16 protein-coding genes are annotated in these 22,382 nt (G+C 70.4%); 14 read left to right on the top strand and 2 right to left on the bottom strand.

Features of this window, described 5'->3' with window-relative positions; all coding sequences use genetic code 11:
* Positions 1 to 7: 7 nt before the first annotated feature.
* The 14 genes from LXN57_RS25400 (at position 8) to LXN57_RS25335 (ending at position 21,706) form a co-directional block, all read left to right on the top strand.
* A complete protein-coding gene (locus tag LXN57_RS25400) occupies positions 8 to 970 on the top strand; it encodes a hypothetical protein (RefSeq protein WP_251800715.1) in 963 nt (320 codons plus the stop codon).
* Between the two features lie 252 nt (positions 971 to 1,222).
* Positions 1,223 to 1,480, top strand: a complete 258-nt coding sequence (locus tag LXN57_RS25395; RefSeq protein ID WP_251800713.1) for a hypothetical protein — start codon at positions 1,223 to 1,225, stop codon at positions 1,478 to 1,480.
* A gap of 177 nt (positions 1,481 to 1,657) precedes the next feature.
* The gene (locus LXN57_RS25390) at positions 1,658 to 4,474 is read left to right on the top strand and encodes an AfsR/SARP family transcriptional regulator (RefSeq protein ID WP_251800712.1); all 2,817 of its coding nucleotides are present in this window, start codon (positions 1,658 to 1,660) and stop codon (positions 4,472 to 4,474) included.
* A gap of 383 nt (positions 4,475 to 4,857) precedes the next feature.
* Complete coding sequence (locus LXN57_RS25385; protein ID WP_251800874.1) at positions 4,858 to 5,517, top strand: response regulator transcription factor; 660 nt, start codon at positions 4,858 to 4,860, stop codon at positions 5,515 to 5,517.
* Between the two features lie 124 nt (positions 5,518 to 5,641).
* A complete protein-coding gene (locus LXN57_RS25380) occupies positions 5,642 to 7,489 on the top strand; it encodes an AfsR/SARP family transcriptional regulator (RefSeq protein ID WP_251800711.1) in 1,848 nt (615 codons plus the stop codon).
* Positions 7,489 to 9,594 carry a TOMM precursor leader peptide-binding protein gene (locus LXN57_RS25375; RefSeq protein WP_251800709.1) on the top strand — a complete coding sequence of 702 codons (2,106 nt, stop codon included), beginning with the start codon at positions 7,489 to 7,491 and terminating at the stop codon, positions 9,592 to 9,594. The genes LXN57_RS25380 and LXN57_RS25375 overlap by 1 nt, the downstream gene beginning before the upstream one ends.
* Complete coding sequence (locus LXN57_RS25370; RefSeq protein ID WP_251800708.1) at positions 9,594 to 11,501, top strand: TOMM precursor leader peptide-binding protein; 1,908 nt, start codon at positions 9,594 to 9,596, stop codon at positions 11,499 to 11,501. The genes LXN57_RS25375 and LXN57_RS25370 overlap by 1 nt, the downstream gene beginning before the upstream one ends.
* A gap of 9 nt (positions 11,502 to 11,510) precedes the next feature.
* The gene (locus LXN57_RS25365; protein ID WP_251800706.1) at positions 11,511 to 13,115 is read left to right on the top strand and encodes a nitroreductase family protein; all 1,605 of its coding nucleotides are present in this window, start codon (positions 11,511 to 11,513) and stop codon (positions 13,113 to 13,115) included.
* Positions 13,116 to 13,123: 8 nt separating this feature from the next.
* Entirely contained in the window at positions 13,124 to 15,841 is a 2,718-nt protein-coding gene (locus LXN57_RS25360) for a lantibiotic dehydratase (protein ID WP_251800873.1), read from the top strand.
* Entirely contained in the window at positions 15,834 to 16,901 is a 1,068-nt protein-coding gene (locus LXN57_RS25355; RefSeq protein WP_251800704.1) for a lantibiotic dehydratase C-terminal domain-containing protein, read from the top strand. The genes LXN57_RS25360 and LXN57_RS25355 overlap by 8 nt, the downstream gene beginning before the upstream one ends.
* On the top strand, positions 16,898 to 18,118 hold the full coding sequence (locus LXN57_RS25350; protein ID WP_251800702.1) for a zinc metalloprotease: 1,221 nt from the start codon (positions 16,898 to 16,900) through the stop codon (positions 18,116 to 18,118). The genes LXN57_RS25355 and LXN57_RS25350 overlap by 4 nt, the downstream gene beginning before the upstream one ends.
* Entirely contained in the window at positions 18,115 to 19,038 is a 924-nt protein-coding gene (locus LXN57_RS25345; protein ID WP_308206656.1) for an ABC transporter ATP-binding protein, read from the top strand. The genes LXN57_RS25350 and LXN57_RS25345 overlap by 4 nt, the downstream gene beginning before the upstream one ends.
* The gene (locus tag LXN57_RS25340; protein WP_251800699.1) at positions 19,035 to 19,790 is read left to right on the top strand and encodes an ABC transporter permease; all 756 of its coding nucleotides are present in this window, start codon (positions 19,035 to 19,037) and stop codon (positions 19,788 to 19,790) included. The genes LXN57_RS25345 and LXN57_RS25340 overlap by 4 nt, the downstream gene beginning before the upstream one ends.
* Complete coding sequence (locus LXN57_RS25335) at positions 19,787 to 21,706, top strand: TOMM precursor leader peptide-binding protein (protein WP_251800697.1); 1,920 nt, start codon at positions 19,787 to 19,789, stop codon at positions 21,704 to 21,706. Before LXN57_RS25340 ends, LXN57_RS25335 begins: the two co-directional genes overlap by 4 nt.
* A 77-nt stretch (positions 21,707 to 21,783) precedes the next feature.
* On the opposite strand, the gene LXN57_RS25330 is transcribed toward LXN57_RS25335, so the two are convergent.
* Together LXN57_RS25330 and LXN57_RS25325 are read right to left on the bottom strand one after the other, a co-directional pair.
* Positions 21,784 to 21,963 (bottom strand): thiazolylpeptide-type bacteriocin, encoded by a 180-nt coding sequence (locus LXN57_RS25330; RefSeq protein ID WP_251800696.1) that lies wholly within the window; start codon positions 21,961 to 21,963, stop codon positions 21,784 to 21,786.
* 83 nt (positions 21,964 to 22,046) lie between these two features.
* Positions 22,047 to 22,241, bottom strand: a complete 195-nt coding sequence (locus tag LXN57_RS25325) for a thiazolylpeptide-type bacteriocin (protein ID WP_251800695.1) — start codon at positions 22,239 to 22,241, stop codon at positions 22,047 to 22,049.
* Between the last annotated feature and the right edge of the window lie 141 nt (positions 22,242 to 22,382).

The following is a 22,382-nucleotide window of genomic DNA, read 5'->3' as shown; positions in this document are numbered from 1 at the left end:
CCCCTTCATGCGTAAGCGTCTTTCCCTCGTCGTCGCCGCCGGTGTCCTGGCCGGCCTGACCCCCGCCATCCCCGCCAGCGCGGCGCTGGTCACCCACTGCATCGGCACCGGCGGGGCGGTCACCGTCCCCAACGACCTGTACGTCCCGGCCGGCGAATCGTGCTCGCTCACCGGCACCATCGTCACCGGCAACGTCAGCGTCGCCGCGGGCGGCAACCTGGTCGTCGCCGGCGGCAAGTTCTCCGGCGACGTGCGCATCGCCGGCAACGGCTACTTCGACGCCTCCGACACCGAGGTCGCCGGCCCGGTCGTGCTGGCCGCCGGCGGCTACGGCGTCTACCTGCGCGACGCCGCGACCGGCGCCGTGACCGTACGGGCCAAGGGCGCCACGACGGTCGACAGCTTCCTCTTCACCGAGAGCGCGACGGTGACCGGCAGCGTCAACGTGCAGGCGGGCGAGGTCCGGCTCGACAAGAACACGTCGGTCACCGGCAACGTCACGAGCACCGGCACCTACTACACGGACGTGCACGACTCGTTCGTCGACGGCGCCCTGTCGGTGCTGAACAGCGGCACCGGCAGCGTCGTCTGCGGCAGCTCGATCCGCGGCAAGGCCACGTTCGCCGGCAACCTGGGCGCCGTGCAGCTGGGCCCGAACGGCCCGCTGGACTCCTGCGCCTCCGGCGGCTTCTGGGGCAAGGACGTGAGCGTCACCAGCACCACCGGCGGCGTCACGGTCGACGACAACATCATCGACGGCACCCTGACCGCCACCGGCAACACCCCCGTGGCCCAGATCGCCGACAACAACCGCATCCGCCGCGGCGTCGTCACCGACCCGCCCGCCGCCGCGGCCCGCTCGGCGGCCCGCCCGGCCGCCCAGCCCCGCACCGACGACACGGCGAAGGCGGAAGAGCGCCGCACCGGCGCCGTCCAGGAGGCTGTCGCGGCAGGCCCCGCGGACCTCTGATCCCTTCCCACCAGGACGGCCCCGGACTGCTTTCGGTCCGGGGCCGTCTTGCCTTCGACGCCGGCGGCAGCTGTCTGAACCGGAAACCAAGACACGGTGAGCCCGGCCGTGGGTTCCCCCCGCTTTACGGAGTCGGCAGCCCTTGCCGCCACAACTTCGCGGATTCGTTGGGTCACAACGAACCCTGTCGTGGGCAATGATCATGCCAGCTCCGCAACCGAGCTGGAGCACGACGAAGAAAGTGAGAAAACTGTGCCGAAGATCCTGCGTCGCCCTCGCGCCCGCAGTCTCGTCGCCGCCGTGGTAGGCGGCGGTCTGGTGCTCGGCCTGGCCGCACCCGCGCACGCCAACTACATCAGCCCGAAGTTCAAGACGAAGGCAGCGTGCAACGCCGCCCGGCCGACATACGTCTCGTCGTGGACCTCGCCGGGGCCGTGCTTGCGGCAGTACGACGACACCAACGGCAAGGTGACCAAGTGGTGGGACTTCATCGTGACCACCCGCTACTGAGGTCTGTCAGCCGGCGGTGGTCGCGACACTCGACCGTGGGTCGCCCGGTCGGGGCGGCCCGCGTACGGTGATCCACGTACCACTCGTGCACAAGTGGCGTAGTAATCCCCGCCGGCTCGTGTACGCCGAGCCTGGAGCCGTGCCAGGGAGCAGGGCCCCACCCGTTACAAATGGACGGTGCTCTTGCGTTTCGACCTCCTTGGCCCGCTGGTGGTCTCCCGCGAGGGTCGGCCGGTGCCGCTGGGCTCGGTGAAGCAGCGCCTGCTGCTGGCGGCCCTGCTGTTGCAGCCGAACGAAGTAGTCAGCACCGATGAGCTGACCACCGTGTTGTGGGCCGACGAGCCACCCCCGTCAGCGGCGGCGAACCTGCGTACCTACGTGCGGGGGTTGCGGCGATCGCTGGGTAGCGGCGAGTCGTGGGAGGGGATATCCGCCGCGGCTGGTGGCTACTTGCTCCGGGTGGGGCCGGACGAGCGGGATCTGGACCGGTTCGACGCGGCTGCGGCCCGCGGCCGGGACGCTCTCGCCGCCGGAGACGCGGCCCGGGCCGAGGCCGAGCTCGCCGCCGCCGTCCGCATATGGCGTGGGGCGGCGCTGTCCGACTTGCCGCTGCACCCGCAGTTGGCCCGGCGGGTCGGGCAGTTGGGGGAGCGGCGGCTGGTCGCCGAGGAGGATTACGCCGAGGCGATGCTGGCACTCGACTTGTCGGCCGAGGTGGTCCACCGGCTACGTGCCCTTCTCGACCGGCATCCGCTGCGGCAACGGGCATGGGGCCAGTTGATGGTCGGCCTGTACCGCATCGGCGATGTGGCGGGCGCTCTGGACGCCTTCCGGCAGGCCCGGCAGGTGCTGGCCGAGCAGACCGGTCTTGACCCGGCGCCGCACCTGACCCAATTGCACAACGACATCCTGCACCACCGCCCGAGCCTGGCTGCGGGACCGGTGACCGGTCCGGACGAGCCGGCACGCGACGCCGCACTGTCGGACCCGCTCAGCGGACGTCCCGAGCAACTGCCTCTCGCGGTGCCGGGATTCGTCGGCCGCAGCGCCGAGCTCGCCAGCCTCGACGCGCTCCTCGAGGAGGGGGCGCAAAGGCCCACGACGGTGGTCATCTCCGCAGTGTCCGGCATGGCCGGGGTCGGCAAGACCGCCCTGGCGCTGCACTGGGCGCACCGGGTGGCCGGGCACTTCCCCGACGGCCAGCTCTACGTGAACCTTCGCGGGTACGACGAAGCCGACGTGGTGTCCCCGGCCGATGCCCTACTCGGCCTCCTCGAGGCGCTCGGCGTGCCTCAGGCCCGGATTCCGTCCAGCGTGGAGACCCGGACCGGGCTCTACCGCGGACTGCTGGCCTCCCGCCGGATGCTCGTGGTGCTCGACAACGCACGCGACTCCGCTCAGGTGCGCCCCCTGCTACCCGGTGCCGGCGGTTGTGCGGTTGCGGTCACCAGCCGCGATCGGCTCAGTGGCCTGGTCGCCGCTGAGGGCGCCGTGCCCCTGACGCTGGACGTGCTCACTACCGAGGAATCGGTGAGCCTGCTGGCCAGCCGGCTCGGGTTCAACCGACTCGCCGCCGAGCCGGTCGCGGTCGCCGGCATCATCGCCGCCACCGGTCGGCTCCCACTTGCCCTGTCGATGGTGGCGGCCCGCGTCGCCACGCACCCCTCGTTCTCCCTCGACGCCTTCGCCGCCGAGCTGCATTCGGCCGAAGCGAGACTGGACGTCCTGGCCGACGGGGATGCCCGGCGCGTCTTCTCCTGGTCATACCTTGCTCTTGGCTGGGAAGCGGCACGGTTGTTCAGATTGCTGGGGTTGCATCCGGGCCCCGACCTGACCGCCGACGCCGCCGCCGCGCTCGCCGGGCTGTCCGTAGCGGCCGTCGTACCGCCACTGCGTGAGCTGACCCGGCTCCACCTGTTGACCGAACACGTGCCAGGCCGGTACGCCTTCCATGACCTCCTTCGAGGCTACGCGGCCGAGCTTGCGCAGTCGTCGGAACATGCCGACGAACGATTGGCCGCCCAGCACCGGTTGTACGACCACTACCTGCACAACGCCTATCCAGCCGCCCTGTTGCTCCAGCCGCAATGGGCGCCCATCGACCCGTTGGCGCCGTTGCCGGCCCGCGTGAACAGCCCGCCGAGCGATCACGACACAGCGCTCGCCTGGTTCACAGCGGAGCACCGCGTACTGCTACGCCTGGTCTCTCAGGCCGCCGAGACAGGATTCGACGCGTATGCCTGGCAGACCGCCTGGACGTTGAACGCGTTCCTCGCGCCGCGCGGCCTCTGGCAGGACCAACTCGCCGCCCAGCAGGTCGCGCTCGCGGCCGCAGAGAAGATCGACGACGTCGCCGGGCAGGCCGCAGCCAATCGGCTGCTGGCCCGCGCGTTCACCCGACTCGGCCAGCACGACACCGCCGAGTACCGACTGAGGCGCGCACTCGATCTGCACGAACGCCTCGGCGATCCGACCGGCCAGGCGCAGACTCTGCACAACTATTGTGAACTCTGCTACATGCGCGGCCGGCTGGACGAGGCGCTGGCGCATGCCCGCGAAGCACTCCGGCTCTACCGGCTGGCCGGTAACCGCTCCGGCGAAGCACGGACGCTGAACGCGATCGGCTGGTTGTACGCCAGCACGGGCGACTACGCCCAAGCCATCGCGAGCTGCACGGAGGCACTCGCCCAGCAGGAACACAGCGGCGACAGCAACGGCCAGGCGGCGACGCTGGACAGTCTCGGCTTCGCGTATGACCGCCTCGGCGAACACGGCCGGGCATTGCGCTGCTACGAACAGGCGGTCCAGCTCTTCCGCGACTCCGCAGACCGATACCACGAGGCCGAAACCCTCATCCGGCTCGGCGAGACGCGCGAAGGTTTGGCCGACCTGTCCGGGGCGGTTGCCGCGTGGCGGCGAGCGGCGCAGATCTACGACGAACTGGGCGACAAGGCAGCCGAGGACGCCCGTCGCCGTCTTCAACGCCTGGGCTGATCCTCCGGGCAGCCGTGGACGGGCCGGGGCGCCGGCACCTACCCGGTCGCGTGAGCCGCCTGCAACCGGCAACTGTCAACGGCATCCCGAATCCCGGCCGAACTTGACGGCGCGGCAACGCCGCCGCAGACCGGTCGTTGAGGAACGCGCTGCTATCGAACGGGTGGGCGTTCGACTCTGCCACGCTGTTGTCAGCGGCCGTTCCAAAGTGGTTGTACATCGACTGTATTCATCTTGTACGGGTAGGTGGCGATGCCTCATCTACATTGCGTCGATCAACCAAATGTGACGATGCAGGCCCAATGTAGAGGGGTGTCGCTGCGATGAGGCTCAAGATTGCGATCATCGATGATCGATCGGTTACGTTCCGCGGGTTGATCGACGTGCTCAAGGACGCGGCGAGCCTGGAGTTGGCCGGCGTCTTCGCCGCCTTCGCGGATCCGCTGCTGCTCGCGTACCCGCAGGACGCCCTCATCGCGGTCGGAGATCCGTTTGCCCAGCCGGTCCGCCGGCCTCTCCTGCTGCCGGAGAACCTCCCCGTGGTGATCATGTCGAACTCGACGGACCCTGACGATGTGCGGGCGGCACTGCGCGCCGGCGCCCGAGGCTACCTGTCCAAGGGGGCCAGCGTGACCAGCCTCGTCCAGGCCATAGGCGCGGTCGCCGCCGGCGACTTCTACCTCGGAAGCAACCTCTGCCCCGTCCTCGCGAGCGATCGCTCGCCGGCCGAGCAGCCCGGCGACGGCTCGGCCCGGACCGTCGGCGATGTGTCAGCCCAGGTGCTCACGCCACGGGAGCGGGAGGTGCTCACGCTTGTCGCCCAGGGACTTACCCACAAGCAGATCGGCCAGCAGCTCGGCCTTTCCAAGCCCACTGTGGACACATACCTCCATCGGGTACGGCGGAAGGTGCGGGCGCCCAACAAGGCGGGGCTGACCCGGGCCGCCATGGAACTGCGCCTCATTCCGGGAAGCCGAACCGTCGCGGTTGACGATGCCCGTATGACGGCGACCGTCTCTCAAGAGACGACCACCGGAATGTGACGTATCCGAGGCCCACTGATGCGGGCTACCTTCTGCCCGTGAAGCGTTCCGGTCACGCGTAACAGTCCCCACACAACGGGACCGTCGTTGGCTGCCGGCTCGACGGGCGAACGGGGAGGGTGCGATGCGACCGGCCGTGCGTACAGCGGACCCGGGTCCGGACGGTGGTGTTGCCGAGCGGCTCTCCGAGGCCGAGGTGACATTCCGGGTGCTTGGTCCGCTGGCACTTGCCAAGGGCGCGGGGGCGGTTGTGTTGCCGCCGTCCCGGGTGGCCAACCTGCTCGCGGCGCTGCTGCTGCGCCCCAACGAGGTGGTCTCGGTGGGCGCCCTGCAGGAGGCGATCTGGGGCGACGACCAGCCGGCCGCCGCGAAGGGGGCGCTGCAGACCTGCGCCATGCGGCTGCGCCAGTTGTTCGTCCGGCACGGGATCACCGCCACGGCCATCGAGACGGTTCCTGGCGGATACCGGGTGCGCGCGTCCGCCGAGACGGTCGACCTCGTCCGGTTCCGGGAGCTGGCCAAGGCTGCCGATTCGCGGCCGCGGGACGATAGGCAGCTGGTGCTCCTCGAGGCGGCCCTGGCGCTGTGGAACGGTCCGGTGCTGGCCAACGTGCCTTCGGAAACGTTGCACCGCGACGCCGTGCCGAGGCTGAACGAGGAGCGGCTGCGGGTCCTGGAGCGGCTCTGCGACCTGAAGATCCGGCTGGGGTTCACCGCGACCGCCCTGGTCCAACTGTGGGAGGCCACGCGCGCCTATCCGGGGAACGAGCGCTTCGCCGAGCAGCTCATCGAGGCGCTGTACCGGACCGGCCGGCAGACCGAGGCGGTGGCCGAGTACCGAAGGATCAAGGACTACCTCTCCGGCGAGCTGGGCGTCGATCCCATGCCTCGCCTGCGCCGGCTCGAATCGAGCATCCTGAGTGGACAGTTGCTGGACATGCGGGCCCAGATCACCACCTCCGTCCAGTCCGCCGGGGCGCACGACACGCCGGCGAGCGGGCCGGCCGTCCGGTCGCTGCGGGAGTTCATCGGGCGCGACGAGGCTGTCCGGGCAGTGACCGAAAGGCTCGTCACCGCGCCGGGCATCGTCGTGCTGACCGGCCCACCCGGCGTCGGTAAGAGCGCGCTGGCCCGCCGCGTGGCGGCACAGCTGAGGGGGGACTTTGCGGCCGGCCAACTCATGATCAGGATGTCGGCCGCGGGTGGCGAGCCACGGACCACCGACGAACTGGCCGCGCGGGTGGCGGGCTGGGCGCGCACCGGCGCAGCGCGACGCGGCCTGCTGATCCTGGACGATGTGGCCGACGTCCAGCAGGCGCTCACAGTCGCACCGATGTGGACGCCCGGGGACGCCGTCCTGCTCACCAGCCAGTTCAGTCTCGCCGGAGTTGTCGCGCGGTTCGGTGGTGGGATAGAGAGGCTGGAGGAGCTCAGCCCCGCCGAGTCCGTCGCGCTCCTGTCCACGCTCATCGGCGAGGAGCGGGTGGAGGCCGAGCCGACCGCCACGGCGGAACTCGCCGAACTGTGTGGCCACCTTCCGCTGGCGTTGCGGATTGCCGCCGGGCGGCTGCTCACCCGGACCAGGGCGAGCCTGGCCGAGTCGGTCGCCTGGCTCCGCGAAGATCCGATCATTCGGCTGGCGCTTCCCGGCGACCCGGGCATGTCGTTGCTCAGCCGGTTCGACACGGCGGTGAAGCGGCTGCCCCCGGCACTTGTGGACGCGTTCCTGAGCCTCGGTACGCACGACCGGGACGCGCTCGCGCTGCCGGACGTGGCGGACCGGCTGCGGATCACGCCCGACGTCGCCGAGGCGATAGTCGACCAGCTCGCCGACGCCAGCCTGCTCGACGAGCGTCCGGGGCACTACCGGATGCGCGAACTCTTTCGGCTCTACTCCCGTGCCGCCACCAACGGCCGGCGGCCGGACGCCGGCGCCGTTGTCACCCTAACCGCTTCAGGAACGGAGTTCTGATGACCGCTGTATACGAGTCCGTTGCTGCCACCCGGCCTCGGATCCGCCGCGACGTGCTGTTCACCGCCGCATACGACGGCGTTCTCTTTCACAACCCGGCCGGCGGCTTCCGGATCACCTCACCCAGCGCCTATCGACTGGCCAGCCTGCTGGTGCCGCACCTCAACGGACGCCGGACGGTAGCCGAACTCTGCGCCAAGCTGCCCGAGCCGCAACGCGCCATGGTCGGCGAACTTGTCAGCGCCCTCCTGACCCGCAAGCTCGCCCGCGACATCCCGCCCGACGAGGTGGAGCCGGCGACGGTCGTCGGCGCGGCGGTGGCGAAGCGGTTCGCCAGCCAGATCGGCTACATCGACCACTACGTCGATGGCGCGCCGCAACGATTCGCCGCCTTCCGCGACAGCACCGCGGCGGTCATCGGAAGCGGGCCGATCGCGTACGCCTGCGCCACCAGCCTGGTACGCAACGGGATGGCCCGGGTAGCGCTCGTCGGCAGGGGCGACGGAACCGCCGCCGCGGAAGCCGCGGAACTGCACTCCACCGGCGTACCGTGCACGGTGCTCGACTGGCCGGTCGGCGGAGACGAGCTGAGCTGGACCGACCTGGCCGAAGCCGACGTCGTACTGGTGGCCGGTGGCGACGGTGCCGCCCGGATGGCGCACCGCCTGCTCGCCGCCGGCGTTCCCGAGGGCAAGACGATGATTCCCGCGTGGACGTTCGGCAGCCGGGCGATCGTCGGCCCGGCCTGCGGTACCGGTCACCAGGGCTGTTGGTACTGCGCGATGCTACGGCTGACGGCCAACGCCAACGCCGACGGTGCCGCCGCCGACGTCTGGCGCCAGGTGGCGGTCGCCGCCGCCGCGCCGTCGGCCCTTCCCCGCCCGACCGGCCCGCTGGCTGCCATGATCGGCAACCTGCTGGGCTTCGAGGTGTTCCGGCTCACCACCGGCGCCTTGACCGCGGAGACCGACGGCAAGCTGATCGTGCAGGATCTGGACTCGCTCGACGTGGTCAGTGAACCGCTGTTGCCGCACCCACGGTGTGTCTACTGCCGGCCGGAACCACCGCGGATTCCGCTGGCCACCGTCGTCGACCCGCCGTCGCCCGCCCAGGTCGCCGACGAGGACGAGGCAGCCGACGCCGCGGCCGACGAGCTGGCAGCGCGGGACCTCCTGCTGCAGCCGCACGCCGGTGTGTTCCAGCGCTACGACGACGAGGACTGGGAGCAGACGCCGGTCAAGATCGGTACGATACGGTTCACCGACCCGTCGGGGACACCCCGGCGGATCAGTGCCTTCGACGTACACCATCTGGTCGGGGCCCGGTCCCGCGCGCTGGCGCTGGCCGCCGTCGCGTACGCCGATCAGCTCGGCGCGAGCGCGTACGACACAGGACCGGTCACCGGCGACTGCCTGATGAGCGACGCGCGGGTCGAACTGCCGCGGGCGGTGGTCGAGCCGTTCGGCGTCGCCAACGCGGACCGGGTCGTCGAGCCGAGCCGCGCTGGAGCCGGGGCCGGCTTCGACCCCGCCGAGGCGATTCGGGATGGCCTCGCCTCCGCCCTGGCGTTCGCCGCGCTGCGGGGCGCGATAGCCGGTATGCCGGTGGCGCAGGTGCCGCTGGATGCTCTCGGCGACGACCCGGAGCTGCGGTTTCTCGCCAGGTCAGCGGCGAATCTGGAGGTCACCGTCGACCTGCTCGACCTCACCGCGAGTGCCCCGGCTGGGGTACCCACACTGCTCGGCCGGTGCGTCGAGCCGCACAGCGGCGGAAAGCTCTGGTCGATCGCCGCCGACCCGTCGTGGCGGAAGGCCGCTGTGCGTACGCTGTGCGACCTGCTCGGGCGGGTCCAGCTTCGACAGCAGTCGGCTGACCCGGAGGCCACCGACGGTTGTGACCCGATGCTCGTCGACTTCGACGCCGACACCCTCGCGGTGGCCGGTACCGCTCCGGTCGGGCTCGACGCGGGTGGCGGTTGGCAGGGTGTGCTGGACGATCTGGCGAAGGCCGGCACGGATGTCGTGGTGGTGCCGATCGGCGGCGCCGATCTGCCGGCCGGTGGACTGTCCGCGGTCCGCGTCGTGCTCCAGGAACGGTCCTGTTGATGAGCTCGGCCGCCGTGGACCCGGGGCACCGGATCAGCGCGCTGCTGAACGCCGCCGACCCGTCGTCGCCCGTCGTCGTGTATCCGCTCGGCGTGCGCGACGAACTCGGCGTGCGCGACGAACTTCGTGTGCGCGACGAACTCGGCGCCACGGTGCCGGCGGGTGGCGCCCCGACAGTGCATCCGCAGGTACTGGTCTACGGCCGGTACGCCCTGCTCGCCCCGGAACCGGGCGGGGTTGGCTGTGCCCGTTGTCTCGCCCGCCGATGGCAGGCGCTCCGGCCGGCGGATCTGCGCGACGCCCTGGAGCTGGGTGGCGAGACCGCAGCCGTGGGGGACTCGCCCTACGCGACCCGGTTCGCCGCGGACGCCCTGCGCGCCCTGCGCGCGGCGGCCGGCACCGACGCCACCGACGCCACAGCCACCATCCACGTGCTCGACCTGGAGACGCTGCGGGTGAGCCGGGTACCGCTGGTCCCGGACGGCGACTGCACGGAGTGCGGCACCGCGGTGCCGGACGCGGCCACCGCACCGGAGCTGCCGGCGAGCCCCAAACGCGCGCCTGACTCCTTCCGGACCCGCGATGCCGCGGACTATCCACTCTCGACCGTCGCGCTGGTCAACCCGATCTGCGGGGTACTCGGCACCGGCCTGTGGCCCGACGTCACGTCACGGACGGCGTCGACGGTGCACGGAGTCTTCCAGGTGCGCGGCGGCGAGTACCTGCGGGACATGCTCCATGGTGGCCATGCCGACAGCTACGCGCGCAGCGCACGGTTGAGCCTGCTGGAGGGACTTGAGCGGGCCGCTGGGATGCGCCCGTCCGGCAAGCGCACCACGGTGGTCGCGACGCTGGACGATCTCGGGCCCGACGCGCTCGACCCGCGCGAGTGCGGGGTGTACGCGGACGAGTTCTACCAGTCGAACCGCTACATCAAGCGGTTCGCACCGGACCGGCCGATCCCCTGGGTCTGGGGATGGTCGATGCGTGACGCCCGGCCGATTCTGGTACCCGAGGTGCTGGTCTACTACCACCACGCGAGGGTGGAGGATCGCTTCGTCCAGGAGTGCTCCAACGGCTGCGCCTCGGGTGGCAGCCTGGTGGAGGCGGTGTATTACGGCCTGCTGGAAGCGATCGAGCGAGACGCCTTCATGATCGCCTGGTACGGCCGGCGGTCCCTGGCGGAGATCGACCCGCACACCAGTCGTCGCCCCGAGACCCGGCTCATGGTGGATCGGCTGGCGATGTACGGCTACCGGGCCCGGTTCTTCGACACCAGGTGCACGTTCGACATCCCCGTGGTCACCGGCGTGGCGGAGCGGATCGACGGAGGCTTCGGCACACTGGCCTTCGGCGGCGGGGCGAGTCTGGACCCGGAGACCGCGATGGCCGCGGCGCTGTGTGAGATCGCGGCCGACTCGATCCCGCTCAGGGGGCGCGCCGGTGGCGACGAGCCCAGGCTGCGCGAGATGGTCGACGCCTACGACAAGGTGCTGAACCTGCACGACCATCCACTGCTGTACGGGCTGCCGGAGATGCGCCGGCACGCGTCGTTCCTGCTGGATTCCGGCGCCGCGCCACGCTCGATGACCGAGACCTATGCCGGTGCCCGGCCGGCTCCGCCGCTCGCCGCCGACCTGCGCGACGACCTCGAACGATGTGTGTCGACGGTGACCGCGCAGGGCTTCGACGTGGTCGTGGTCGACCAGACCCGCGCGGAACAGCGGGACCTCGGCCTGCACACGGCCAGTGTGACGGTACCGGGGCTGTTGCCGATCGACTTCGGCTGGCAGCGGCAGCGGGCCCTGCACCTGCCCCGGCTACGGACCGCCCAGCGCCTTGCCGGGCTGGCCGACCACGACCTGCGCGATGACGAGATCCACCGGGTCCCGCACCCGTACCCCTGAGGTGAGGCGATGACAACAACCGACACTGCCGACAGCTACGCACACGAGTACGCGGCGGCAATCCTTTCGCGCAACCGGGTTCCGATGCCACCGGTCGACTTCAACCCTGACTGGTCGGACAAACCCCGGGCGACGAAGTACTACCCGGGTGCCCTGTCGCTCCCGTTGCCCGACATGCCACCGCCGCAGTCCGCCACGGTCGATGCGGGCATCGCTCCGGAGCCGGGCGACGAGGCGTTCAGCCTGCCGATGCTGGGCGCCATGCTCCGCGACTCCTACGGGCTGATCGGTCGCCGGCTCGGCCTCCAGGCCAACACCGATACACCCGGGTATCCGTCGTACGCACGGGCGACCTGGCACCGCGGCACCGCCTCCGGTGGTGGCCTGTACCCATGCAGCGTCTACTGGATCGCCGGGCCCGGGGCCGGAGTCTGCCCGGGGGTGTACCACTACTCCTGCCGGCACCACGCGATGCAGCGGTTGCTGGCCGGTGACGTGACGGCGAGGGTACGCGCGGCCGCCGACCTCCCGGCCGACTCCGCCCAGTTCCTGGTGGTCGGCGTCAAGTACTGGGCGAACTCCTTCAAGTACAACAACTTCTCGTATCACGCGGTGTCGATGGATGTGGGTACCCTGCTGCAGACCTGGCGGCTGTGGGCCGGTGGCCAGCGGCGGCGGATCGAGCCGAGGTTCTGGTTCGACCAAGCGGCGCTCAGTCATCTGCTAGGAGTGCCCCCGGACGAGGAAGGCCTGTTCAGCGTCGTACCGCTGACCTGGACGGCGGCCGGGGCGACCCACGCGCCGTCCCGGACGGCGACGGCGACCGGCGATGCCTCGGTGCTGCGGCGCGACAGCGAGCGGTCCCGCGTCGTACTGACCTTTGACGCGTTGCGGCGCGTGCACCGGGCGACGGCGGAGTCGGCGATGTCACGGCCCGAGCCAGGTGCCCTGGCCGCCGCCGCGGCCAGGTCCGTGCCCGATGGCGGCGACCGCGTGCCGCTTCCACCGGCGAGCACAATGGACATGCCGATCCGCACCGCGCTGAGCCGTCGGCGCAGCAGCTTCGGCCGGTTCGACGGCAGCGTGGCGATGGACGGAGCCGACCTGGCCGCGCTGCTCACCGCCGCGTGTTCCGCGGGCCCGCCGACCGAGATCACCAGCGACGACGGGGACCTCACGAAGTTCTATCTCTTCGTCAACCACGTCCGCGGAGTAGCACCCGGCAGCTACGAGTACGACCCGGCGCGCCACGAACTGCGCGCCATCCGGCCCGGCCCACCCGGCGCGTTCCTGCAGCGCAACTACTTCCTGCCCAACTACAACCTGGAGCAGGCCGCAGTGGTGATTGTGCCGACCATCCGGGTACCCGCGGTGCTGGACGCGGTGGGCCCCCGTGGCTACAACGTCGTGAACGCGACGATCGGCGCTGTGGCGCAGAACGTGTACACCGCCGCAGCGGCGCTCGACGTCGGCGGCGGTGTCGCGCTCGGGTTCGACGGCCTCTCGTACGTCGAGGAGCTGGGGCTCGACGCAACCGGCGAGACACCACTGCTGATCATGCTCGCCGGCCACGAGCGGAACCTGCCCGGCGACTACCGACACGAGCTGCGGTGAGCCGGGCCATGATGACGTTCCGCACAGCCGAGGAAGTCGCGCCACCCCGGCGCCGTCTGGGCACCCACTTCGCGGTACGGGTCGGCGGCCTGCCGTACGACACGGTGGCGGCGTTGCAATGCCCGGAGGCGGCCAGGCTGGCCGGCGAGCTCCTCGACCTCGAAGCCGAGCTTCGCGCCGACGCGGACCGCGTCAGCGACGTGCTGCACGACCTGGTCGGAGCCAACGAAGACGGCGAGTCCCGACGGCGGCTACTCGCCCTGCGCCGGCAGATCTTCAAGGGGGTGCTGCCCGCCGACCAGGAGGGCGCGCTCGCCGCGGTGGCTGCGGTCGACCCGACCGCTGTCGACCCGGTACGGGACTGGTTGACCCTCGCACAGCAGATGGCGTGGCTGCGGCAGGAGCTGGGCGCTCGGCTCGACAAGGAGGTCAACGGCTCCCGCGCCGAGCTGTGGCGCCTCTCCGGCGACCCGCGCCTGCGCGCCGGTATCCAGATCGCGTCACCGGCACTGGACGAGCAGCTTGTTGCCTTCGCAGGGCGTGACGGTGCGCCGCCGGCGGCGAAGAAGATGCGGCGGGTGGAACGGTCGATCCTGTCGTACCTCTACCGCACCGCGTGCAAGACCAGCCCCTTCAGCTCGTTCACCGGGATCGGGGTGGGCGAGTTCGACGCGGACGCGACCGGACCGGATCTCGCGGTGCCGGACCGGTGGCAGCGCTACGTCAGGCTCAACGTGGTGGTGGTGACCCGCATCGTGGATGCGATCAGCGCCGACCTCGGCCGCCGGGGCGACCTGCCGGTGGTGTTGAGCCCTGGCCTGCGTCAGGACGCCGAGCGGGTGCGGTACGTGCGGCGTTGGGTCACGCCCGGCGACGACAGCGCCTCGGTCAGCTTCGACTCGATCCAGGACGGGCTGTTCTACCTGCGTCGCAGTGGCCTGCTCGACCAGCTCACCGGCATGCTGCAGGACGGTGCCCGGCGTTGCGCGGACCTCGCCGCCTGGCTTCGGCAGCAGACCCAGGCGAGCCCGGAGCAGTGCGAGGAGTACCTGTCCATCCTGCTCCGGTTGGGCATCCTGCAGGTCGACGGGTTCGCCGTCGAGGTGCACACGCTCGATCCGCTGCGCAACCTCCGGGACTTCCTCAGCACCCTCGACCGGCCCTGGGCCGACGACCTGGCGGTACGCCTGGCCGAGCCGATCGCGCTCGTCGAGGCGTTCCGCGTCGGGCAGCTCGCGGACCGGCGGTCCGCCTTGCGCCGGTTGCGAGAGGCTCTGCGGGACATCCAGGTCTGGCTGGGAGCCGAGGCGGCGTCCCTGCCCCAGGCACTGCTCTACGAGGACTGCCGCGTCGATGAGGGATTGTCCGCACCGGACGATGAATGGCGGCGGCTGGTCGGCGGTGATCTCGCCGCGGTGGAAGAGGTGCTGCCGGCCTTCGACATGACGATGCCCCATCGGATCACGTTCCACGGCTTCTTCCTGGCCAGGTACGGCAGCGGCGGCCGCTGCGACGACCTGCTGCGCCTCGTCGAGGACTTTCACGAGGATCTGTACGAGCAGTACGCGTCCTACACCGCCGACCTGCGACCGTTCGCCGAGGACGGTACCTACCGGCCCGAGGAGAACTGGCTCGGCCGGCCGGAGTTGCCGGCGCTCGACCGGGCCAGGCAGCACTTCGCCGACTACCTGCGCTCGGCTGCCGCGGCGGCTCCGGACGCGCCCGAGATCATCCTCGATCCCACGGTGCTGAACAAGCTCAGTCGAGGCGTGCGCGACCTGCTCGGCGGGTTCCGGCCGCAGGCTCACCTCGTCCAGGTTGCCCGGCGGCGGGAAGGCCCCCTGGTGGTGCTCAACCAGTCCCTCGGTGGGCTGTCGTTCCCCTTCAGCCGCTTCACGCACTGCTTCGAGGACACGGCGCTCTCCGCGCACCTGAAGGCGCAGGCGGCCGCCGTCGCGCCGCCGGGAGCCGTCTTCGCCGAGGTGACCGGCGGCGCGGCGACCACCAACCTGAACCTGCACGCGCAGCTCACCGACTACGTCATCGTCTGTCCCGGGGAGACAAGCCTGGTGCCGGAGGCCGGCCAACTGCCCCTGGCCGACCTGTACGTGCAGCACGACATCGGCAGCGACCGGGTGGTGCTGCGTTCCCGCCGGCTGGGCAAGGAAGTGATTCCGGTATACCTGGGCTACCTGGTGCCGATGGCGCTGCCACAGCTGCACCGCACGCTCCTGCTGCTGTCGCCGACGTCGATGGCCCCGCTCGACCTGTGGCGGGGTGTGCCGAAGCCGCCTGCCGTGGACGGCGTCACCACGCGTCCACGGGTCCGTGTCGGCGACGTGGTGATCAGCCGGCGAAGCTGGTCGATGATGGCGGCCGCGCTTCCGCGTCGCGGTGATGGCGACACCGACACCGCCTGGTTCCTCGGCTGGCAGCGGTGGCGACGGGCGAACGGGTTGCCCGCCCGGATGTTCGCGACCGTGCACGGTGCGAGCGGTGGCCGGGCGAAGCAGAAACCGAAGCCTCAGTACGTCGACTGTGACAGCTACCTCTCGCTGCTGACCTTGGAGGCGTTGCTGGACGGCGACGAGGACCGCGTGGTGCTGCGCGAAATGCTTCCCGCCGGCAACGAGCTGGTTGCCGGCTCCACCCGCGGCGGCCATGTCGCCGAGTTCGCTATCGAGACCTTCCCGATCTCCCCGACGGACGGAGCCGGAGATGACTGAGACGGAGCCGGTGACAGCCGGACAGGCATCCACCGCCGAGCCCGGGCGATGGCTGGCCATTCACATCTTCTACGGCGGCAGCGCCCGACCGATGCTCACCGACTGCATCCGACCACTGGTCGAAGAGCTGCGTGGTCGGAACCTGCTGGACCGCTACTTCTTCATCAACTACTGGTTGGAGGGCCCGCACGTTCGGCTGCGTCTCAAGCCCCGTACCGTCGCCGACGAGCCCGCCGTACGCGCCGTGGCCGATGCGGCCATCCAGCGCTTCCTGACCGAACGACCGGCCCTGTACGAGATGAACGCCGGCTACCGCGCGGAGCTGTACAACCTCCTGTTCGACCTGGAGTTCCCGCAGGGCAAGCCGGCCGAGCTGGTCGGCCCGGACGGCAATGTGCAGATGCAGCCGAACAACTCCTTCAGCTACCGGCCCTACGAGCCGGAGTACGGCAAGTACGGCGGCCCGGCCGGTGTAGCCCTCGCCGAATGGCACTTCGAGTACTCCAGCGATGTGCTGATCGACGCGGTCCGCACGATGAACCTCCACCTGCGGCCGGTGACCCTGGGCACCGCGGCACAGTTGATGCTGGTGATGGCCGGCACGTTCCTGCCCGACCGGACCGACCTGGTCGAGTTCCTGGACACCTACTTCCAGTTCTGGCACCAGGCCTTCGCCGGCACCAACTTCGTCGAGGGAATCGAATACTCGACCATGTACGAGCGGATCGCGCCGGACCTGGACCGGCGGTTCCAGCCCATCCTCGGTGCACTGGACCGTGGCGAGCAGCACCGGTTGCCGGTGTTCCTGCGCGGCTGGGCCGAGCACGCCGGGCAGTTGCGGGAGCGGACGTGCCGGCTCGCCGAGTCGGGGCAGTTGGCGTTCGCATACCCGGAGGGCACCCCCACCGTCAGGGTTACCGACCCGCAGGCGGCTCTGGTACGACTGCTGTCGCCGTACCTGCACATGACGAACAACCGGCTCTACATCACGCTCCGGGACGAGGCGTACCTGGCGTACCTGCTGGGCAGGGCGTTGCGGGAGTCGTTGGCGGCGAAATGACCGACAGCGTGCAGAGCGACGGAGCGACGCTCCTCGCCAACCGGCCGCGGGTGCGGTCAGACCTGTTGATCTCCCGGGAGCTGGGCCGCGGGCCGGACCGGATCCATCTGGTGAAGATCCGTGGCGGCAAGGCGTTCGAGGTCGCCGCCAAGGAGCGCTTCCTGCTGAGCCGGATGGACGGGCAGCGGTCGCTGTCCGAGATCGGCGAGGAGTACGCGTCGCGGTTCGGGCGCCGGCTGGGCCCGGCACAGTGGTCGCAACTGCTGTGGCTGCTGCACCAACGCGATTTGCTGCGGCCGGCCCGCGGGCCTGGAGCGGCGGAGGCGGATGCCGGGGCGCCGGCCGGGAGCGCCGTCGCCCCGGCATCACGCGCGGTGGGCCGGCTCGCCGGCGCCTTGGGGTGGGTCTTCTCGGTCCCGTCCGGCGTCGTGATCGGTGTCGGGTTGCTGGCGATGTACGGCTCGCTCGCGGCAGCGGCTCCGGGACTGTGGCGGGCCGCCGCGCCGGCGTTCAGCGACTGGCGGTACGTGGTCGGGATCGCCGCGATCAGCTACCTCAGTGCGATGTTGCACGAGCTGGCGCACGGAGTCGCGGCGACGCATTTCGGCTGCCGAGTCGTCGAGCTCAAACTGTGGAGCTTCAGCTGCCGGGTGGAGGACTACCAATACCTGCCGGCACGCGGACAACAGGTGACCATCGCGGCTGCGGGCGGCGTGTCCAACAGCCTCTTCATTGTCCCCTTCGTGCTTGCCTGGCCGGCGACACCAGCCGACTCGGCCGGATACCGGTTCGCGGCGGCGGCGGTTGTCGTCGGCGTGGTGCAGAGTCTTGTCAACTTCGTCCCGGTCGCGCCGCTGGACGGGCACAAGATGCTCAGTCACCACGTCGGCATGATCGCTCTCGCCGAGGAGAGCCGCCGGTACCTCTGGTCGCGGCCCCGCTACTGGCTGACCCGACGCGGTCCGCGCTACCCACTGCGGGCCCGGTTGGTACTCGGGCTGTACGGCGTGGCGTGGCACGCCATGATCGCCGGGGCCGGCGCGGCCATCGCGTACGGCGTTGGCCACCTGTTGCGACCGCACCTCGGTCAGGCCGGGTACGCCGCATCGACGGCGGCCGTCGTGCTGACCATCACCATGTGGCTCGCCAGCCGGCCGCAGCGTCCCGTGCGGGCCGCACCAACCCAGCGAACCCCGCACCACCAACGAACCCAGTGAGAGGCAAGACGATGGAAACAGACGCAGAACCGGCCGTGGCGGTCACGGGGCTGACCAAGTCCTACGGTGAGGTGCGCGCCGTCGACGACGTGACCCTGACCGTGCCGCGCGGCGAGTTCATCGGGTTGCTCGGGCCGAACGGCGCGGGAAAGACCACCCTGATCGAAATCATCGAAGGACTGCGGGTGCCGGACTCCGGCACCGTCACGGTGCTCGGCCACCGCCCGGCGCCGCGCAACCTGGCACTGCTGACGCTGATCGGGGTGCAGACGCAGCAGTCGGCGTTCTTTCCGCGACTGACCGCGCGCGAGCACCTGGAGACGGTCGCGGCGCTCTACGGCCTGGACCGGCAGGTCGCGCAGCAGGCGTTGGACCAGGTCGGGCTGACCGATTCGGCCAATGTTCGGGTCACCGACGTCTCCGGCGGCCAGCGGCAACGGCTCGCCATCGCCTCTGCCCTGGTGCACCAGCCTGAGGTGATCCTTCTGGACGAGCCGACCGGCGCGCTGGACCCGCAGGCCCGCCGGGACCTGTGGGCCGTGCTGCGCCGGCTCAAAGGGGCTGGAAAGACCATCCTCTACACCACCCACCACCTCGACGAGGCGGAAGCGCTCTGCGACCGCGTCGCTATCCTGCACCGCGGTCGGATAGTGGCGCTGGACATGCCGCGTCAACTCATCAGCCGGGCCGCCGTGGGCAGCCAGCTGCTGCTGCCGGTCGGCCGGCTCGCGCCGGAGCAGGCCCTCGACGTCGACGGTGTCGACTCGGTGACGATGGAGAGCGACACGCTCATCCTGCACACCCAGCAGCTCCCCCAGGTCCTTGCCGCGCTCGGCACCACCACCGATCTGACGGGGGTCCAGACCAAGTCGGCCACGTTGGAAGACGTCTACCTCGAACTGATCGGAGCACAGTCATGACCGCCTTCGTGGCCCTGACTCGGGCCACCCTCAAGGCGAGCAGCCGGGACACGGCAACGGTCTTCTTCACCTTCGCCTTCCCGTTGCTCTTCCTCGTCATCTTCGGCCTGATATTCCAAGGCCAGGAGGTCGAGGAGACTGGTAACAAGTACATCGACTTCATCGCCCCGGGTGTGCTCTCCTGGGGGTTGGGCAACGCGGCGGTGTTCGGGATCGCCTTCATGCTCGTGCAGTGGCGCAGGGACGACCTGTTGCGGCTGATCCGGCTCACGCCCGCCAGGGCCTCCAGCGTGGCGCTCGCCCGGCTCGTCGTCGCCGTCGTCATCGCGGTGGCCCAGTGCCTGCTGTTCATCGCGGTCGCGATGCTTCCGCCGTTCAACATGACGGTGGCCGGACCCTGGCCGCTCGCGCTGCCCGCCGTGCTGCTGACCGTCGCCGCCTTCCTGGCGCTGGGGCTGGTCATCGGTTCGGCGGCGAAGACCCCCGAGGCGGTGGCAGCCGTCACCAACTGCGTCGTCATACCCATGGCGTTCCTGTCCGGTGCGTTCATCCCGCTCGAGCTCATGCCGGGTTGGCTGCAGAACATCTCGTACGCGATGCCGTTGCGCTACGTCGACGATGCCCTGGTCTACTCGCTCGCGGGCGCCGGTGAGGCACAGGCGTACTGGGTGGCCTGCCTGGCGCTGCTCGGGTTCGCCGCCGCCTTCGCCGCGGTCGGCCTGCGCCTGTTCAAATGGGGCAACGAGGAATGACGCGCGCACTCCAGACCGCGCCGGATGCGCCGCTGGCCGCCGCCGCGGTACAGCTCCAGCGCGACCTCGAAGCCCGATGGTCGGCAGGTCAGATACCCGGCGGCGAGCCGCCCGTGGTGGTCACGCTCGGGGCCGTCGACGTCACGCGCGCTCCCGACCCGGTACGCTGCAGCGCCAACGTCCACCTGGCCGGTGACGCGGTACTGCTCGGGCCGTGGGGCGGTGCTCCGGGGCGATCGAAGGCATGCGGGCATTGCCTGGGTGTGCGGTGGCAGCGCCTGCGTGGTCGCACCGAACGCGACGCGTTGGAGGTCTGTTCCGGGCTCAACAGCGCCGGCACCTGGCCGGAGCTGCCTGAGTACCTCGTGGACGCGGTGTGGAACGTGTTCTGCGTGCTCGTAGACTCGCCGCCCGCGGAAGGCGCCTACCTCGACCCGGACAGTGCCGCGCTGTCCCGGATCACCTCGGTGGATCTGGGCGGCCTGCGCTCGTACTCGGTTCCGCTGCTCCGCGAGCCGCTCTGCCCGAGCTGTGCCGGTGCCGAACCGGACGGCGCGCCGCCGTTCGAGGCGCCGCGATCGCGCCCGAAATCCCAGCCGGACCAGTATCGTGTGCGCGGCCTGCGCGACTACGACCTGCCGGTCGGCGCGTTGGCGAACCCGGTGTCCGGCGCCATCGGGGCCGGCGCGTTGATGAACCCGCTACTGCCGACGACCTCCGCGGTGACCGGCGGCGTCTTCAACCGTGGCTACGCAGGCCTGCTCGACATCGCCTGGAGCGGACACGCCAACAGCTTCGCCAACAGCCTTCGCCTCGCGTACCTGGAGGGGGTGGAGCGCTATGCCGGCACCCACCGGCGCCGCCCGGGCCCACCGCTGGTCGCCCCCTACGCCGAGGTCGCCGACCGGGCACTCGATCCGACCTCCTGCGGCGTGTACACCGACGAGACCTACGACGCCGACCCCATGGTACGGCGCTTCGACCCCTCCCGGCCGATTCCCTGGATATGGGGACACCGGATGCGCAGCGGCGAACCGGTCCTGGTTCCACGCCGGTTCTGCTTCTACCTGTCAGCGGCGGACGGGGACAACTTCGTTCTCTCCTCGTCCAGCGGCTGCGCCACCGGCGGCTGCCTGGAGGAGGCGATCCTCTACGGGCTCCTGGAGCTCATCGAACGGGACGCCTTCGTGCTTGGTTGGTACGGCCGGGAGCGGTTGCGCCGCATCGACCTGGACTCGTGCGACAGCGCCGCGGTGCGCACGATGGTCGACCGCGCCACGCTCGCGGGCTACGACGTGCTCGCCTTCGACAACCGGATAGACCTGACCGTGCCGGTGGTCACCACGGTAGCGGCGCGCCGCGACGGTGGGACGGGGCTGTTGTCGTTCGCTGCGGCGGCGCACCTGGCGCCGGAGCGCGCCGTCGCCGCCGCGCTGTCCGAAACGCTGACCTACATTCCACTCAAGCGGAGGACGACCCTGCGACGGCGGCGCCAGCTGGAGGCCATGGCCGAGGACTACGCACTGGTCGAGACCGTGCACGACCACGCCGACCTGTTCGGCCTCCCGGCGATGCGCGAATTCGCCGAGGACTATCTCGTCGATCGCCCGCTCGAGTCGATGGCCGAGCTGTACGGCACACCCCGGCCGCCCGATCCCGACCTGCGCCAGGATCTGCAGGGGATACTGGACGAGTTGTACGGCAAGGGCTACGACGTGATCGTTGTCGACCAGACCACCCCGGAGCAGTTCGGGATGGGCCTACGGACCGTCTGCACGATCGTACCCGGCCTGCTGCCGATAGATTTCGGCTGGCGTCGCCAACGGGCCCTGACGATGCCCCGGCTGGAGCGAAGGTTGCGCGAGCGCGGCGCTGCGGCCGACGGCCCCCGGCTGGTCCCCCACCCGTTCCCATAGTTGCGCCCTCCGTCACGGCGGTGGCCGGCAAGCTGGATGCGCTTGTCGGCCACCGCCGTGTCAACCATCGTTCGCGGTCAGGCGCTCGTGGCGGCGCACGAGGTGGAGCTCGTGCAACTGCAGCTCGACGTCGTGGCACACGAGGTCGAGGCGAGAATCGCCTCGGTGACGTCGGTGTAGTCGGCTATCGCGAAGGTCTCCGTCTCCAGGGCGAGAATCTCCTCGGCCAGGAGGTCGAGGTCGTTCTGCACGTTCATGGGTTCTCCCAGGTGTGGCGGTGGGTGGCCGCCGCGTTCGACCGCGACGGCCACCACGGTTCACTGTGCTGCTGGTCGGCGGGTCAGCCGCAGCAGGAGGTGGAGGAGTTGCTGCTCGTGCACGACGTGGTGCTGCTCGTGCACGAGGTGGTGCCGGAGGAGGAAGTCGAGGCGAGAACCGCCTCGGTGACATCGGCGTAGTCGGAGATCGCGAAGGTCTCCGTCTCCAGGGCGAGAATCTCCTCGGCCAGGAGGTCGAGTTCGTTCTGCGCGTTCACGGGTTCTCCCAGGGGTGGTCGGCGGGTCAGCCGCAGCAGGAGGTGCAGGAGTTGGAGCTGGTGGACGACGTGGTGCTGCTCGTGCACGAGGTGGTGCCGGAGGAGGAAGTCGAGGCGAGAACCGCCTCGGTGACATCGGCG

Source organism: Paractinoplanes hotanensis (assembly GCF_023717965.1).
Taxonomy (GTDB): Bacteria; Actinomycetota; Actinomycetes; order Mycobacteriales; family Micromonosporaceae; genus Actinoplanes; species Actinoplanes polyasparticus.
The sequence above is the reverse complement of the archived record's forward strand: the minus strand, read 5'-3'. Positions and strand labels throughout refer to the sequence as shown.

What these genes read in the sequence shown, in the direction of transcription:
- LXN57_RS25400 (WP_251800715.1), top strand. Translation starts at nt 8, where the DNA reads ATGCGTAAGCGTCTTTCCCTCGTCGTCGCCGCCGGTGTCCTGGCCGGC.
- LXN57_RS25380 (WP_251800711.1), top strand. Translation starts at nt 5,642, where the DNA reads ATGCGACCGGCCGTGCGTACAGCGGACCCGGGTCCGGACGGTGGTGTT.
- LXN57_RS25375 (WP_251800709.1), top strand. Translation starts at nt 7,489, where the DNA reads ATGACCGCTGTATACGAGTCCGTTGCTGCCACCCGGCCTCGGATCCGC.
- LXN57_RS25370 (WP_251800708.1), top strand. Translation starts at nt 9,594, where the DNA reads ATGAGCTCGGCCGCCGTGGACCCGGGGCACCGGATCAGCGCGCTGCTG.
- LXN57_RS25365 (WP_251800706.1), top strand. Translation starts at nt 11,511, where the DNA reads ATGACAACAACCGACACTGCCGACAGCTACGCACACGAGTACGCGGCG.
- LXN57_RS25360 (WP_251800873.1), top strand. Translation starts at nt 13,124, where the DNA reads ATGATGACGTTCCGCACAGCCGAGGAAGTCGCGCCACCCCGGCGCCGT.
- LXN57_RS25355 (WP_251800704.1), top strand. Translation starts at nt 15,834, where the DNA reads ATGACTGAGACGGAGCCGGTGACAGCCGGACAGGCATCCACCGCCGAG.
- LXN57_RS25350 (WP_251800702.1), top strand. Translation starts at nt 16,898, where the DNA reads ATGACCGACAGCGTGCAGAGCGACGGAGCGACGCTCCTCGCCAACCGG.
- LXN57_RS25340 (WP_251800699.1), top strand. Translation starts at nt 19,035, where the DNA reads ATGACCGCCTTCGTGGCCCTGACTCGGGCCACCCTCAAGGCGAGCAGC.
- LXN57_RS25335 (WP_251800697.1), top strand. Translation starts at nt 19,787, where the DNA reads ATGACGCGCGCACTCCAGACCGCGCCGGATGCGCCGCTGGCCGCCGCC.
- LXN57_RS25330 (WP_251800696.1), bottom strand. Translation starts at nt 21,963, where the DNA reads ATGAACGTGCAGAACGACCTCGACCTCCTGGCCGAGGAGATTCTCGCC.